13 protein-coding genes are annotated in these 15,724 nt (G+C 43.5%); 5 read left to right on the top strand and 8 right to left on the bottom strand.

Annotated elements, in window-relative coordinates; translation table 11 throughout:
* Positions 1 to 100 precede the first annotated feature (100 nt).
* Positions 101 to 511 carry a DUF4199 domain-containing protein gene (locus tag ABDD95_RS03235; RefSeq protein WP_345950463.1) on the bottom strand — a complete coding sequence of 137 codons (411 nt, stop codon included), beginning with the start codon at positions 509 to 511 and terminating at the stop codon, positions 101 to 103.
* A gap of 193 nt (positions 512 to 704) precedes the next feature.
* Between ABDD95_RS03235 and mfd the strand changes: the two genes are divergently transcribed.
* On the top strand, positions 705 to 4,058 hold the full coding sequence (gene mfd / locus ABDD95_RS03230) for a transcription-repair coupling factor (protein WP_345950462.1): 3,354 nt from the start codon (positions 705 to 707) through the stop codon (positions 4,056 to 4,058).
* Here the strand turns inward: mfd and ABDD95_RS03225 are convergent, their stop codons facing one another.
* From ABDD95_RS03225 to ABDD95_RS03215, 3 genes are all read right to left on the bottom strand, one after another.
* Positions 4,059 to 4,439 (bottom strand): hypothetical protein, encoded by a 381-nt coding sequence (locus tag ABDD95_RS03225; protein WP_345950461.1) that lies wholly within the window; start codon positions 4,437 to 4,439, stop codon positions 4,059 to 4,061. It lies immediately after the preceding gene.
* A gap of 85 nt (positions 4,440 to 4,524) precedes the next feature.
* The gene (locus ABDD95_RS03220; protein ID WP_345950460.1) at positions 4,525 to 5,724 is read right to left on the bottom strand and encodes a DUF1501 domain-containing protein; all 1,200 of its coding nucleotides are present in this window, start codon (positions 5,722 to 5,724) and stop codon (positions 4,525 to 4,527) included.
* A 102-nt stretch (positions 5,725 to 5,826) separates the two neighbouring features.
* A complete protein-coding gene (locus tag ABDD95_RS03215) occupies positions 5,827 to 7,209 on the bottom strand; it encodes a DUF1800 domain-containing protein (RefSeq protein WP_345950459.1) in 1,383 nt (460 codons plus the stop codon).
* A 232-nt stretch (positions 7,210 to 7,441) separates the two neighbouring features.
* Between ABDD95_RS03215 and ABDD95_RS03210 the strand changes: the two genes are divergently transcribed.
* The 4 genes from ABDD95_RS03210 (at position 7,442) to ruvC (ending at position 12,772) form a co-directional block, all read left to right on the top strand.
* Complete coding sequence (locus tag ABDD95_RS03210) at positions 7,442 to 9,421, top strand: DUF3857 domain-containing protein (protein ID WP_345950458.1); 1,980 nt, start codon at positions 7,442 to 7,444, stop codon at positions 9,419 to 9,421.
* A 9-nt stretch (positions 9,422 to 9,430) separates the two neighbouring features.
* The gene (locus ABDD95_RS03205) at positions 9,431 to 11,371 is read left to right on the top strand and encodes a DUF3857 domain-containing protein (RefSeq protein ID WP_345950457.1); all 1,941 of its coding nucleotides are present in this window, start codon (positions 9,431 to 9,433) and stop codon (positions 11,369 to 11,371) included.
* A 141-nt stretch (positions 11,372 to 11,512) separates the two neighbouring features.
* Positions 11,513 to 12,151 (top strand): leucyl/phenylalanyl-tRNA--protein transferase, encoded by a 639-nt coding sequence (aat, locus tag ABDD95_RS03200; protein WP_345950456.1) that lies wholly within the window; start codon positions 11,513 to 11,515, stop codon positions 12,149 to 12,151.
* An 81-nt stretch (positions 12,152 to 12,232) separates the two neighbouring features.
* Positions 12,233 to 12,772, top strand: coding sequence for a crossover junction endodeoxyribonuclease RuvC (gene ruvC, locus ABDD95_RS03195; protein ID WP_345952088.1), 540 nt, complete (start codon positions 12,233 to 12,235; stop codon positions 12,770 to 12,772).
* A gap of 78 nt (positions 12,773 to 12,850) precedes the next feature.
* Here the strand turns inward: ruvC and ABDD95_RS03190 are convergent, their stop codons facing one another.
* The 4 genes from ABDD95_RS03190 to rsmA all read right to left on the bottom strand — a co-directional run bounded on the left by ABDD95_RS03190 (position 12,851) and on the right by rsmA (position 15,686).
* The gene (locus ABDD95_RS03190; protein ID WP_345950455.1) at positions 12,851 to 13,252 is read right to left on the bottom strand and encodes an HIT family protein; all 402 of its coding nucleotides are present in this window, start codon (positions 13,250 to 13,252) and stop codon (positions 12,851 to 12,853) included.
* An 80-nt stretch (positions 13,253 to 13,332) separates the two neighbouring features.
* Entirely contained in the window at positions 13,333 to 13,806 is a 474-nt protein-coding gene (greA, locus tag ABDD95_RS03185; protein ID WP_345950454.1) for a transcription elongation factor GreA, read from the bottom strand.
* Positions 13,807 to 13,973: 167 nt separating this feature from the next.
* Positions 13,974 to 14,906 (bottom strand): 2-hydroxyacid dehydrogenase, encoded by a 933-nt coding sequence (locus ABDD95_RS03180; RefSeq protein ID WP_345950453.1) that lies wholly within the window; start codon positions 14,904 to 14,906, stop codon positions 13,974 to 13,976.
* On the bottom strand, positions 14,907 to 15,686 hold the full coding sequence (rsmA, locus tag ABDD95_RS03175) for a 16S rRNA (adenine(1518)-N(6)/adenine(1519)-N(6))-dimethyltransferase RsmA (RefSeq protein ID WP_345950452.1): 780 nt from the start codon (positions 15,684 to 15,686) through the stop codon (positions 14,907 to 14,909).
* Positions 15,687 to 15,724 lie beyond the last annotated feature (38 nt).

The raw sequence follows: 15,724 nt of genomic DNA, 5'->3' as shown, positions 1-15,724 counted from the left end.
AATTTTAACGGTGCGTTAATATTGAAATCAACTGCCAGACCACTTCAAACAAAAAAAGCCCCGGCAATTCCGGAGCTTTTTTTGTTATTAAGCTAAGATATTAATCGACGCTGTTTTTTGATTTGGTCATGAGCAGCAGCGTAGCGCCTAATGATGACAATACGCCAATAAGCAATGCACCAAACAATCTGCCCGAAAAATCGCGCATGTTATGTTGCGACTCTACATAGTTCACATATATGATGCCTACAAATATGGCTACGATACCACCCACTACCAGTATTTTAAAGCTTTGTATCAGTCCTTCTAAAAAACTCATTCTACCATTCAGGTCATGGTCTCGGTAGCTCTTAAGCCCTAAGAGTACCCCAACTATAGGGATGATTACCGATATATATTCGATAGGTGAAACCTGATCGTTAAACGTTGTATAGCCGGCCCAGCGCATGATAAACAGCCAAAGCCCGCTTAGTACACCTATTATTAGTCCGGATGAAATTGCGTTTTTCATGGTATTATTGGTTAAGTTGATCTATTTAGTATCTATAATATCACTAAAAGGAACAGAGCTGGGTAATTGTTTGCTCGCTGCACAGAAACAGAAGCCAAGAATCAAGAACCAGATCTTTACCTGTACAACTTGGCTCTCTGTTCTTGTCAGCGCTGGCTTCAACGGCATCTTTTTTGCTTATCTTTGTACTGTTTTGAACATTCGTGATATTTTAGATAGGTATAAAACCGACGAGCGGGTAAAAGAGCTTGCCCAGGCACTTAATAGTTCCAAAAACCCCAGGGTGCAGCTGCGCGGACTGGTGGGATCAAGCGATGCCACTATTGCGGTAGCCTTGTACTTTTTACAGCACAAGCACCAGCTTTTCATTCTGCCCGACCGCGAGGAGGCCAGCTATTTTATGGCCGATCTGGAAAACCTGACCGGTAAGGAAGTATTGCTGTTTCCCTCCAGCTATCGTAAAGCATTTGAGTTTACCCAGCCCGACAGCAGCAATGTGCTGGCCCGCGCCGAGGTTTTAAACGAACTGAATCACTCCACCGAGTTTGGCCAGATCATTGTAACCTATCCCGAGGCTGTTGCCGAAAAGGTGATTGACCGTTCATCGCTCGAAAAAAACACGCTCGAAATTGCAGTTAATAATAAGCTGAGTATCGATTTTATTAATGAATTTTTAATTGAGTACGATTTTGAACGGGTTGAGTTTGTATACGAGCCCGGGCAGTTTTCTATTCGGGGTGGTATAGTTGATATCTTTTCTTTTTCACATGACCTGCCTTACCGGGTAGAATTCTTCGGTGATCATATCGAGTCGATACGTACGTTTGAAATAGAAAGCCAGCTTTCGGCCGAGAAGGTTAAAACCGTTACCATCGTTCCTAACGTTCAGTCCAAGTTCTTGACCGAAAACAATATCTCACTGCTGGAATATATTGAAGGCGATACGCAAGTTTGGATAAGAGACGTACAATTTACTTTAGACATTATACAGGAAGGCTATAAAAAAGCCAGCCAGTTGTGGAAAGCGCTTTCAGCCGATGAGAAGAACCAAAACCCCGACTGGATTGACCCTAAATATGCCTTTACCGATGAAAAAATGATTGCCGACCAGCTGCATGATTTTGCAGTGGTTGAGTTTGGCAAACAGTTTTTTTATACGGCCAATCATAGCATTAACTTTGATATAAAGCCGCAGCCCTCTTTTAATAAGGACTTCCAGCTGCTAATCCATAATATCAAGAACAATGATGCCGAGCGGATTGAGAATTTAATTTTCACAGATTCGGCCAAACAGGTGGAGCGCTTATACGCCATTTTTGATGATCTGGATAAGACAGCGAAATTTACGCCGGTACATGTTTCCATCCGCGAAGGATTTATTGACCGCGAGCAGAAACTAGCCTGCTATACCGACCACCAGATATTTGACCGCTATTATAAATATAAACTGCGCAAAGGGTATCAGCGCACACAAGCCATTACCCTAAAAGAGTTGCGCGAGCTTAAGCCTGGTGATTATGTAACCCACATTGACCATGGTATTGGCAAATATGCCGGCTTAGAAAAAGTGGAGGTAAACGGCAAGATGCAGGAAATGATACGGCTCATATATGCCGACAATGATTTGCTGTATGTAAACATCAACTCGCTTAACCGTATCTCTAAATTTAGCGGCAAAGAAGGCTCGGTTCCCAAAATGAATAAGCTGGGTACCGATACCTGGGAACGGTTAAAGAAGACCACAAAAAAAAAAGTTAAAGACATAGCCCGCGACCTGATTAAGCTTTACGCCATACGTAAAACTAAAGAGGGTAACGCTTACTCGCCCGATAGTTATTTGCAAACTGAGTTAGAAGCGAGCTTTATTTACGAGGACACGCCCGACCAGGAAAAAGCCACAGCCGACTTCAAGAAGGACATGGAATCACCCCATCCTATGGACCGCCTTATTTGTGGCGACGTAGGTTTTGGTAAAACTGAGGTAGCAATACGTGCCGCCTTTAAAGCAGTGGCCGATAGTAAACAGGTAGCCGTACTGGTGCCAACCACTATTTTGGCCGCACAGCATTACAAAACCTTTTCTGACCGGTTGAAGGGCTTTCCAGCCAATATTGATTTTATTAACCGCTTTAAAACCAATAAGCAAATTAAGGACAGCCTGGCTAAACTGGCCGAAGGTAAGCTGGATATTATTATAGGTACCCATCGGTTGGTTAGCAAGGATGTAAAGTTCAGAGACCTGGGCCTGATGATTATTGACGAGGAGCAAAAATTCGGCGTGGCAACTAAAGAGAAGTTGAAAGCCATGCGTGCCAATGTAGATACGCTCACGTTAACGGCCACCCCTATTCCGCGTACGCTGCACTTTTCTTTAATGGGCGCGCGCGACTTATCTATCATATCTACCCCGCCGCCTAATCGCCAGCCGGTAGTAACCGAATTACACGTATTCAACGACAAGCTGATTAAAGAAGCGGTTGAATATGAAATTGACCGCGGCGGACAAATATTCTTTATTCATAACCGCGTTGCCGATTTAATGCAACTGGGTGGCATGATACGCAAACTGGTACCCAAAGCACGCATAGGTATAGCCCATGGACAGCTGGAGGGTGATGATTTGGAGGATGTGATGCTTAAATTTGTAAACCATGAGTATGATGTACTGGTGGCCACTACCATAATTGAGGCCGGTTTGGATATACCTAACGCCAATACCATCATCATTAACCATGCACACATGTTTGGCCTGAGCGATTTGCACCAGATGCGGGGCCGGGTAGGCAGGAGCAATAAAAAGGCATTTTGTTATTTGCTAAGCCCGCCGCTTTCTACCCTAACGCCAGAGGCTCGTAAACGCCTGAGCGCTATTGAAGAGTTTAGCGACCTGGGCAGCGGTTTTAATGTAGCCATGCGCGATTTGGACATACGCGGCAGCGGTAACCTGCTGGGCGCCGAGCAAAGCGGCTTTATTGCCGAAATTGGCTTTGAAATGTACCACAAGATATTGGACGAAGCCATACAGGAACTTAAGGATGAAGAGTTTAAAGAACTGTTTAAAGATGAAAAGCCAAGGCCTTTTATCAGTTTTACGCAGATTGATACGGATATGGAGATCCTCATACCCGATGAGTATGTAACCAGCCTTACCGAGCGTTACAACCTGTACACCGAAATATCAAAACTGGACAACGAAACGCAGCTACTGGCCTTTGAAAAACAACTGGCCGACCGCTTTGGTCCCATCCCACCGCAGGTGCACGATCTATTCAACACCATACGCCTGCAATGGCTGGGCAAAGCCATTGGTTTCGAAAAAATATCGCTTAAAAAGAATGTGCTGCGCGGCTATTTCCTCACCAACCAACAATCAGCTTATTTTGAATCGCCAGCATTTATGCAGGTGCTTAGCTTTGTAAAAACTAACCCGCGCCGGGTTAACATGAAGGAAGTGAAGAACACCTTACGAATTAGTGTGGAGGGTGTGCACAGCGTTTTGGAGGCGGTTGATTTGTTGAGCGAGATTGGCATTAGACCCACAGCCTGATCAATCAGCAACCTTTTTATAGCTATCAGAACAACCCTCAATACACATAACTGTACGCGGGCTTAAATAAAGCATTTGATTGTTCAATCGGTAAGCATAAGTAAATGAGGAGTTATCTCTTTTGTAGAGAATGATCAAATCGTCTTTTACCTCATAACGGGTGTATTCTGTTAGTGAATTGCTTTCAAAATCGCCACTGCTTTTAAAGTGTACATAATTATTATTTGATTTATCTACAGCCTTTGTTGTAGGAAAACCTCCTGTGCTAAGTGTAACTTCGGCAAGCCTCCATTTACCTGTAAGTACATTGTAGTTAAGCTCTTTTTTGCAAGAAACAGTAATGATAATAATAGTGGCTAACACTTTGACTAAAGTCCTCATGGCGGTTACATTTTATGTATATACGCCTGCCAATAACAAAATGTAACAGGTACTTTTATATTTCTGTTTAATTATTGGCATCCCCTCACACCAAATCCAACCCGCTAAAATTCTTATTCAAAATTTTACTGTTATCTACTTCTAACCACTTATTTAACAACGTAGCATAAATCTCGCGGAAATCAACCTGGTACTTCAAATCCCCGTTTTCAAGGTTTACTAAATCGGGGGCGTTGTTGTAAATGCCGGCTTTGGCCAGTTTGCCGCCAAACAGGAATACGTTGTTGGCGGTACCGTGGTCGGTGCCATTGCTGGCATTTTGTTCAACCCTGCGGCCGAATTCCGAAAAAGTCATTACCAGGGTGTCATCCAGTTTGCCTGTCTGTTTGAGGTCTTTCACAAAGGCGGCTACTGCGTCGGCATATGTCTTCAGCTGCCGGCCCTGCTGGTTTTGCTGACCTACATGCGTATCAAATCCGCTGAGGGATACATAGTAAATACGTGTTTGCAGGCCTGAGTTGATAAACTTAGATACATTTTTTAACTGGTAGCCTAAGCCGGTGGTTGGATATACCCCAGCAACATTATATGTTTTTGATGTTTTTTGTATATAATCGGCTGATGAGTAGGTCTCTATCATGGTCTTATACAGGTAGCCCAGATTATCCTCGTGCAGATGGTCATCCTTAGGAGCATGTACCAAATCTTTAAAGAACGGCTCGCGTGTGGTTTGGAAGAGCTTGTTAGGGTCTTGCACAGCTATACCTTTCAGGTTGGCACCTTTAAGCGCTAATGACAGTGTATCATCCACCTCTACGGCTGTATAAGGGTAACTGCAGTTTTGGCAATTGGCATCCAGGTAGCGGCCAATCCAGCCAGTGCTTAAAAACTGGTCGGCGTCACTGGCGGTTTGCCATATATCCATAGAACGGAAATGCGAGCGATCGGGGTTAGGGTAACCAACCGAGTTAATGATACTCATCCAGCCTTGGTCGTATATCTCTTGCAGGGCAGCCAGGTTAGGATTAAAGCCCTGCATATCATTCAGCTTAATTACATCCGGGGTTTTAATAGCTAACGTTTTACGTTTGTTGTAATACACATCGCTGCCAAAAGGCACAATAGTATTTAAGCCATCGTTACCGCCTGAGAGCTGTATGATAACCAGATTTTTGTACCCTGAAATAGCATTCATGGCCAACGCCTCCATGGGCTTCAAAAAGGCCGGTATCAAAAACGCACCTGATGCCAGGGCGGTACCTTTCAAAAAATCTCTTCTTTTCATAGATCATTTTTTTAATGAGTGCATGAGCGGATCAGTGAATAGTTGATCATCAACACCCCTCTCTACTCACTCTAATTTCATTCATCAGCTCACAGTTTAGTTTCAGCACAACTGATACTCTGGTGTGGATACTACCTGTATTACCATTGCCTTAATATCAGGTGCCTGGTTCACTTCTGCAATAATGCGGGCATTGAGCGCTGGCTCAAGTAGGTACTGGGCTACCTGCTCGTGTGGTATTTTTAGTGGTATACCTTCTAAAAACTTATTCCAGTCGGGCTGGGCCTGTACACGTTTTATAACATTCAGTTGCTGTTTGCGCTGTGACGCAAGGTAAGCCTCGTCTTCGGGCGATGCCTTGCCTGCAAAATCAATCAGTCCGGCGTTTAGTATAGTTGACGGAATTTTGATACGATACATGAGCGATGAGCTGTCGATCCAGTTACGGCCACCCGGCCAGCCAGCTACATTGGGCGGGCGGAAAAGCACCTGCCCCAACGTGCGTTGAAATTGTATTAACACGTCCGGATTTTGGTAGCTGATATAAAAACGACGGTTCAGATCAACCAGCAGTTCTACCGGCGATTTAATAAGGTTACCCACATTTTTATCTTCATAAAACCAATCGGCTGTAAATACATGCTCCAGCAAAGGCTTAATCTCATAATCAGCCGAATAAAAAACGTCGGCCATTTCGTTTATATGCGCTTCGTCGGGCACCTCATTTACCAGGTAACGGTACAACTTGGTGCTAATGTATTTTGCCGTTTGCTTATTATTTAAAATGATATTGATAATATCCTCTCCGCAAAAGTTTTCGGTTTTACCCATAAAGCTTTTTGACTTCTCATCATGGTTATTGGGCCTAAAAGCAAAGTCGCCTGTTTTACCATTGTAGGCCCAGCCGGTAAATGCCCGTGCCGATTCTTTAATGTCTTGCTCGGTATAATGGCCGCGGCCCAGCGTAAACAATTCCATTAACTCCCGGGCAAAATTCTCGTTGGGATGGCCTTTATAATTTTGCTGATTATTTAAGAACTGCAGCATGGCCGGCGATTGCGAAACCGCCGTAAGCAAAGTTTTAAAATTACCCAGCGCATGCGTGCGCTGAATATTATTAAGTTGCTGCTGATAATAATAGTTGCCAATATTGCAGGCAAAATGGTTGTGCCAAAAGAGCGTCATCTTTTCACGCAGTTGTGCGGAGCTGTTGCTCATTTGCTGCATCCAGGCATTATTTAGTGCTTTTTCCTGCTGGTTACGCTTTTCTTGCAAGGCCTTGCGCTGCTCCTCCGTAGGATCTTTTATGGGGTTCAGATCCATGTTTTCCGTAACGGCTCTAATGGGTGTTACCTGCTCCGAATCCTTGATTATCTTCTTTACCGCTTTTTTAGCCGACCAGTTACGCTGCTCCTGCAGTAAACTATAATCGATACCGAAGCCTGCACGTGCGTATAAATGTTTTACCTGTTTTGAGTTATCCATGACAGCGTGAATATAACGCTAAGGCATAGCGTTTAAAGTTGTTGGCTTAAACTTATAATATTATAAAGTTAGTAGAAATAAACTTGTAACAAGTTACCAAAAGCGCTTTTTAATCAATAGTTGATTGATGCAGAATGTTTTAATTAATTTATACGACATATAAGTGACTACCTACAAATAATTTCTAATTATGTTTTAATATATTTATTTTAGTAGCAGTAAACCTTATCAAATGAAGAAAACCTTTACTGCACTGTTAGTGCTTTTTATGGGCGCTAATACCTCTCAGGCGCAAAAATACGTGTCGGACATTATGCCTTATGGTAAAATTGACAAAGCCGACCTCGAACTAAAAAGCTGCGATTTTGAAAAAGACGCCAACGCTATGGTGTTATTTAAAAAAGGCGACCTTTATTATGATGACAATCTGAATATTGTTATTCAGCACCATAAACGCATTAAAATCTTCAATGAGGCCGGAAAAAAACAGGCCGACGTTCGTATCGAATTTTATGGCGGCAACCGGTTTGAATATATCACCGGCCTGCAAGGCGAAATTTTTAACCTGGTTGATGGTAAGGTAGAAATAACCAAGCTTGATAAGAAACAGCTTTTCACGGAAAATGTAGACAAGATAACCCAGGCACTGGTTTTCTCTTTTCCCAACGTCAAGTCAGGTTCTGTTATCGAATACCGATATACGCAAACCGTTAACTCGCTGAGTGATATACCAAGCTGGTTTTTTCAGGAAAGCATACCGGTTAAAACCAGCGACTGGAGCACCGCCATACCCGAATGGTTTTATTATAATGTACAGCAGCGTAGTTACAAGCCTTTTAGCAATTACCAAACCACTACGCAATCCAGGTCATTAGGCGTAAGCAGCGGATCGCCGCTTTTATTTATTGACAACAAAACGCAGTATGTAATGACCAACGTACCAGCGCTGGCCAAGGAACCGTACATGACATCAGAGATAGACAACAGGCAGGGTTTGTATTACCACTTAACCACATTTAGGCCACCGGCGGGCTTTACGCAATCTTTTTCGGACAGCTGGGCCAAAGTAGGCGGTATATTGTCCGACGACGAAGACTTTGGTGCACAGCTTAAGAAAAAGTTACTGGGCGAGGCAGCAATTGTTGACAAGGCGAAAACCTTAAAAACAGATGCAGAGAAAATTGCCTACGTTTTTAACGAGGTAAAAAATACCATGAAATGGAATAACGTTGACCGTTGGTACACCAATGATGGAACCAGCAAGGCCTGGGAAAAAAAGACTGGTAACTCAACCGAAATAAACCTGATACTATACCATTTACTGAAACAATCGGGCGTAAAGGCCTACCCTATGGTGGTGAGTACACGTTCACACGGAAAGGTGAACCCAAGTTATTCTTTCTTATACCAGTTTAATCGTGCAGTGGTTTACGTACCGGTTGATAGTACTAAAAACTATGTTTTAGACGCAACCAACAAATACAACAGCTACCTGGAAACCCCTGCTGAGCTTTTAGGCTCGAGTGGTTTGTATATTGACAAGGAAAATAAGCAGTATGATATGCTCATGATCAACCGCTCTACGCCGGTTAGGCAGGTAATTGTGGTAAATGCTGAGATAAAGCCAGAGGGTTTTATGGACGGTACTGCACAAATAAGTGCTTTTAGCTATAACAGGTTAACCTGTATTGAAAATTACAAAACCAACGGAGAGAAAAAATATATTGATTATTTGCGCGATAATAATAACAGCCTCAGCATTACATCGCTTAAGATGGACAATATGGATGTTGACAGCTTGCCACTTACACAAAATGTGGCCTTTAAGCAGGAACTAACAGGCTCAGATAAAAACTATATCTATTTTAACGCCAACCTATTCTCGTCACTCCACAACAATCCGTTTATTAACGAAAGCCGGGTTACCGACATTGATTTTGGGCACTTAAACAACTACAATGTAACGGCCCTCATTAAAATACCGGCGGGTTATGCATTTGAAGCGCTGCCCAAAACCATGAGTATCATTATGCCCGATGAAAGCATTGTATGCCGCCGCATAGTTGCGCAGGAGAACGGAACGCTAATGGTGCGCTATATGATTAATTACAAAAAGTCGCTTTTTTTTAAGGACAGCTACCCTGATTTATACGCGTTTTACAAGAAAATGCACGAATTGCTGAACGAGCAGATCGTATTGAAAAAGTCATAAAACTATTCGATGTTTATTAAACAAATTAAAAGCGTAGCCTTATTAGCCGCTACGCTTTTGTTGCACCCCATAGTGGCTTTAAGCCAGGATAAAAACCTGCCTAAGGACTTATATTTAGCTGCCGCAATTCCCGATTCTTTAAAGCAAGATGCCAACAAGGTAGTCCGTTACTCGCTTAGGGAAATGAAAGTATCCGGTCCCGGCAAACTATTGTCTAAAGGGCATCAGATTGTTACCATCCTTAACGAAAAGGCAGATGACGCTGCAGTGCTGTATGTACCCTATGATAAAAAGTTCAGCAGCGTAAACATGGCGCAAATGCTGGTTTACAATGCCGAAGGTAAGCTCATAAAAAAATACGGCAAAAGCGACATGTACGACCGCTCGGCAGCCGATGGCATCTCCATTATAACCGACAGCCGTTTTATGGTGGCCCAACATGATATTGGCACGTACCCTGTTACTGTAGAGACTTATTATGAGATTGCCCACAACAGTTACCTCGATCTGTCAGAATGGGATATTCAAACTAAAGAAACAGCGGTACAAACCGCTGCTTACAAAATAGCGGTAGTGCCGGGCGTCAACTTCCGTTATAAAAATAAAAATATAAGTATCGCGCCTAAAAAGGAATCGCAGGGCGGGTTTGATGTTTACACCTGGGAAGTAAAGAACTTAAAGGCGCTCACCCCTGAGGAGGATGTACCCGCCTGGACAGTTACACCACGCATAATTTTTGCAGCCGATAAGTTTTCATACAACGGCTTACCCGGTGATATTAGCAACTGGAAAAACTATGGCAACTGGCAGTTGGCCTTAAACGCAGATGTATGCAGCCTGCCGCCACAACGCGCCGAAGAGATTAAACAGATGACGGCTCATCTAAAGACCGACCCCGATAAAGCCCGGTTTTTATACAACTACTTGCAGCAAAACATGCGTTATGTAAGTATACAGTTAGGCATAGGCGGCTTAAAGCCCTTTCCCGCCACGTTTGTGGATCAGAAAAAATATGGTGATTGCAAAGCGCTCACTAACTACATGCACGCCATGCTGAAAGCTGTCGGCATACGCTCCCACTACGCCATGATTAATGCCGGCGTAAATGAAGAGCCGGCAGATCCTAATTTCCCGGCCGATCCGTTTAACCATGTAATTCTGTGCATTCCGTTTAAAGGCGACACTACCTGGCTGGAATGTACCAGCCACACCCAGCCTTACGGCAAGCTGGGCACGTTTACCGAAAATCGCAATGCATTACTGGTAACCGAGGAGGGTGGCAAATTGGTAAGTACCCCTAAAAGTACCCTGCAAGATAATCAGTTTAACAGCCGGGTACAGGTAAAGCTTGATGCTGAAGGCGGCGCTGTAGCCAAAGTAAAGATTTTAACTACCGGCGGCTATCGCGATTTATTTGTAGAGGGTTTACCCACTATAAGTCAGGATAAACAAAAGGAGTACCTCATACGGGCGCTCAATTTTAAGCAGCCAGCCTTTTTTGATTTCAAGGAAGCTTCAGACAGCGCCGGTGTAAAAGAAGTAAACTTTGAACTGAATTACGACACCTTTAACGAGGCAGCGGCAGGCACTAAAAAATTCTATCGCCCGCGTGTTTTTGATTTGTGGGGCCTTACCCTGCCCGTGGCAGAGAAGCGCCGCGGCGACTATTACTTTGAGCACCCCATGCAAAAAACCTGTACTACTGTTATTAGTTTGCCAGAAGGTTTTGAGGCCGAATCGGTACCCGAAAACGTGACCTTAAAATTCAGTTATGGCACCTATGAAGCTACTTACAAATATGATGCTGCAAAAAATGAAGTAGTTAGCGTAGTAAATTTTAACATGAACAAACATGTGATTCCAGCTGCAAAGTATACAGAGCTGCAGCAATACATGGATAACATAGCCAAAGCACAAAATAAAAAGCTCATTGTGCATAAGAAAGCATAATAGTAATGTACCTCATTTGAGGTAGGCTTAAAGAGCAGTGCAACTACGTTAGCCCTATCGGAGTTACACTGCTCTTTTTGTTTGCAACGGTTATGTGCTTACTCATTGCTTGAATTCGGAAATCAAAAATATCTTTGCACCATGATTTTCCGGTTAGATGAGCGCCTGGTTTTCCCCAACCCCGAACTTGCGGAGCCTGATGGCTTGCTGGCCGTTGGCGGCGATTTGTCGGCCCGCCGTTTATTACTGGCCTATCAGCATGGCATTTTTCCGTGGTATAGTGACGATACCCCAATTTTATGGTACTCGCCGCATGAACGTTTTGTATTGCACCCTCATGAGCTCAAGGTGAGTAAAAGCATGCGGCAGGTGCTGCGTTCCGGACGATATAAGATAACTACAAATCGATGCTTTGCAGAGGTGATTGAAGCCTGTTCACAAGTACCACGCGAGGGGCAGGATGGCACCTGGATAACCGCCGATATGAAACAGGCTTACATTAACTTACACCAGCTGGGCCATGCCCATTCTTATGAGGTTTGGCAGGATGAGCAGTTGGTTGGAGGTTTATACGGTGTACATGCGGGGCGCGTGTTTTGTGGCGAGAGCATGTTTAGCCGGGCAAGTAACGCCTCCAAAACAGCGCTTATTACCCTATGCCAAACCGAGCAATACCATTTGATAGACTGCCAGTTGCATACCGAGCATCTTGAAAGCATGGGTGCCCGCATGATAAGCCGACAAGATTATCTGCACATATTACAAAGCGATGCTTATTGAAAGCGTATCTTTGTATTTGTGAACTTACAACAGCCGCTTAAAGAACGTATTATATTAGGAATTGACCCGGGCACAGCGGTAATGGGCTATGGCATTATTAAAGAAACCGGCTCTAAAATGGAGCTGATTGCCCTGGGTGTGGTTAAAATACCCGGAACCACCGACGAGCATATGCTAAAACTGCAACGCATTTTTGAGAAAACCGTTGCACTTATTGACAACTACCACCCAGATGCACTCGCCATTGAAGCACCCTTTTATGGCAAAAACATACAGGTTATGCTAAAACTGGGTCGCGCGCAGGGAACCGCTATAGCAGCGGCCTTGTCCCGCAATATACCAGTAAACGAGTATTCGCCGCGTAAAATTAAGCAGGCTATCACCGGCAATGGCAATGCCACTAAAGAGCAGGTAGCGGCCATGCTGCAGCGCTTATTAAATTTTCAGGAAACGCCTGAGTTTTTAGATGCAACAGACGGACTGGCTGTTGCCGTATGCCACAGTTTTCAAAGAATAACCACCGGCCGTGGTAGCAAAATAAGCTACTCGGGTTGGGAGTCATTTGTGAAGGAAAACAGCAGAAGGGTGGCCTCTCCCCTACAGATTAAGAAAAAAGAGTAAAAAAATACAGAATCAGGAACAAGGGTAAAATACTATTTTTCAACCCTGCATTCCTGGTTCTGTAACCTTTCTATAAAACTATTCTTCGCGCAAAGCAGCCTTAATTTTCTCGGCCGTAGCTTCCAGTTGTTCGGGTGTCAAGGTCAATTTTGGACGAGAGAAATTCAGATCACTTACCGAATTCATAGGTATCAGGTGAATGTGCGCATGAGGTACTTCCAAGCCAATTACAGCTACGCCAACCTTTTTACATGGAATAACCTCTTTCATGGCAGTTGCTACTATTTTAGCAAATAATTGCAAGCCTGTATATAGTTCATCCTCCAGGTCAAACAAGTAATCTACCTCTTTTTTAGGGATAACGAGTACATGCCCCTCAACCAGTGGATTAATATCTAAAAAAGCCAGATAGTCAATACTTTCGGCTACTTTATAAGCCGGTATTTCGCCCGACACGATCTTTGAAAATATAGTTGACATAGGTAGTTATTAAGTTAATTAATCTGTTAGTTGGGTTGCGAAATATGGAACAATCATTTATCTGGCAACCCAAATACAAACTATCTGTTTATTTCCAAAATTTCAAATTCAATTGTACCGGCAGGCACCTGTATTTCGGTGGTATCACCTACTTTTTTACCCAACAATCCCTTGGCAATAGGTGAACTTACCGATATTTTACCCGCTTTTAAATCTGCTTCGCTTTCTGATACCAGCTGGTAAGTCATGGTAGCGCCGTTCTTGGTATTTTTTATTTTTACTTTGGATAAAGCCAGTACCTTTGACGTGTCAATTTTTGATTCATCAAGTAAACGGGCATTGGCTAAGGTTTCTTCCAGCTTGGCAATTTTAGTTTCATGATGTCCCTGCGCTTCTTTTGCCGCATCATATTCAGCATTCTCCGATAAATCGCCTTTATCACGCGCCTCGGCAATGGCTTTGGCTATCTGGGCACGGCCGCTGGTCTTTAATTGTTGTAATTCTTCTTTTAGTCTTTCTAAACCTTCTTTGGTATAGTATGCAACGTCTGCCATAAACACAAAATATTTTAAATAGATAATTTGACCGATGATGAGCTATCAAAAAAAACCGCCCTTCCTGTTACCAATAAGAAGGACGCGACAGCTACTAAAAACAAACAAGACTATGCGGGCACCTGTGCCTGCATAGTCTTGTGGGTATAAAAACGAAGATAGGTGATTTAAGTTTGAATATCCAAATTTTTTATTTTGGCCGCCATCACCTCGCTTATTTTACGGTACGAGTCAAAAGTCCACCCGGCCACGTGTGGGCTCAATAGCACTTTATCGCTTTGCCGCAACTCCTCAAACCAGGCCTGCTCGCCCAGGGCCGGAAACTTTTCTACTTCCAGTACGTCCAAACCTGCTCCTAATATTTTCTCCTGCTTAATGGCATTTAATACAGCTTGCACCTCTACAACTTTGCCCCGTGAGGTATTTAACAAAAAGATAGGCTTGCGAAAGTGAAACAGGTATTCATCATTTACCAATCCTTTAGTTTCGGGCGTAAGCGGCACATGCAGGCTCAGCACATCACTATGCTTTACAATTTCCTCCATGCTTACCTCGCGGGCGTAGGCATCGCTAAAGCCGGTTTTATATTTATCGTAAGCTATAACTTCTACATCAAAGCCTTTTAACTTGCGCGCAAAGCTTTGGCCCATGTGACCGTAACCTATAATACCTACCGTACGGCCTTTTAGCTCATAACCCCGGTTGGCCTCGCGCTGCCAAAGGCCGGCGCGTACTTCGGCGTCGCCCCGGTTCAGGTTATTCATCAGCGATAGCAGCATACCTACGGCATGCTCGCCAACGGCATCGCGGTTGCCCTCGGGTGCGTTAACTAATATTACACCTTTTTGCCCGGCATAATTCTCATCAATGTTATCCATACCAGCACCGGCCCGTGCAATAAATTTGAGGTTAACGGCCGTGTCAAGCACTGCTTTATCTACTTGGAATTTGGAACGGATAACTAAACCTTCGTAGTTAGGTAACAGTGTTAAAGCTTCATCCAGTTTAATGGTGGGCCGGTAATCGCATGTATAACCCAAAGCTTCGGTTTGTTCAATGAAGATTGGGTGTAGGTCGTCGACAATGAGTATATTCTTCATTTATCGGTTTGCAGTTATCTTATTAGTCAGTTCTACAAAATTGGCTACAGTTAAGCGCTCAGCCCGAAGGTCAAGCATTGGCTCATTCGTCATAGCCTCTTTATTAATTAAGGATGATAAGGCATTACGCAGCGTTTTTCTCCGCTGGTTAAAACCGGCTTTTACCACCTGCCAAAATAGCTTTTCGTCACAATTAAGCTGATCGACCTCATTGCGGGTTAGCCTTATTACAGCCGATAGCACTTTGGGCGGCGGATTAAATACACCAGCCTTTACCGTAAACAGGTACTCCACTTTATAGTAAGCCTGCAAAAACACGCTCAATATACCATACTCCTTGCTCCCCGCCTTTGCGTTACAACGCTCAGCTACTTCTTTCTGAAACATGCCAACTACCTCAACTACTTGTTGGCGGTTGTCTAACACTTTAAATAGTATTTGGGAGGATATGTTGTAAGGAAAGTTGCCTATTATAGCAAAGGGTTCTTTGAAAACACTGCCAAAATCCATTTCTAAAAAATCGGCGTTAATAAGGCGCTGCTGCAATTGCGGATACTTTTTTTGCAGAAAGAGATAGGACTCGGTATCGATATCAATTAAATAAGTTTGATAATCGGTTTTTTGCAGCAAAAAGTCGGATAGAATACCCATTCCAGGCCCCACTTCGAGCACTTGTGTATATTTTCCGGCCGGCCTCAGGCTTTCTACTATTTTGGAAGCAATGTTCTTATCAGTTAAAAAGTGCTGACCCAGGTGTTTCTTTGCGCGGACTAATGACATTATTGGTACTCAAATTTTTACAAATTACGTGATATTTG

This window comes from Mucilaginibacter sp. PAMB04274, assembly GCF_039634385.2.
Taxonomy (GTDB): Bacteria; Bacteroidota; Bacteroidia; order Sphingobacteriales; family Sphingobacteriaceae; genus Mucilaginibacter.
The sequence above is the reverse complement of the archived record's forward strand: the minus strand, read 5'-3'. Positions and strand labels throughout refer to the sequence as shown.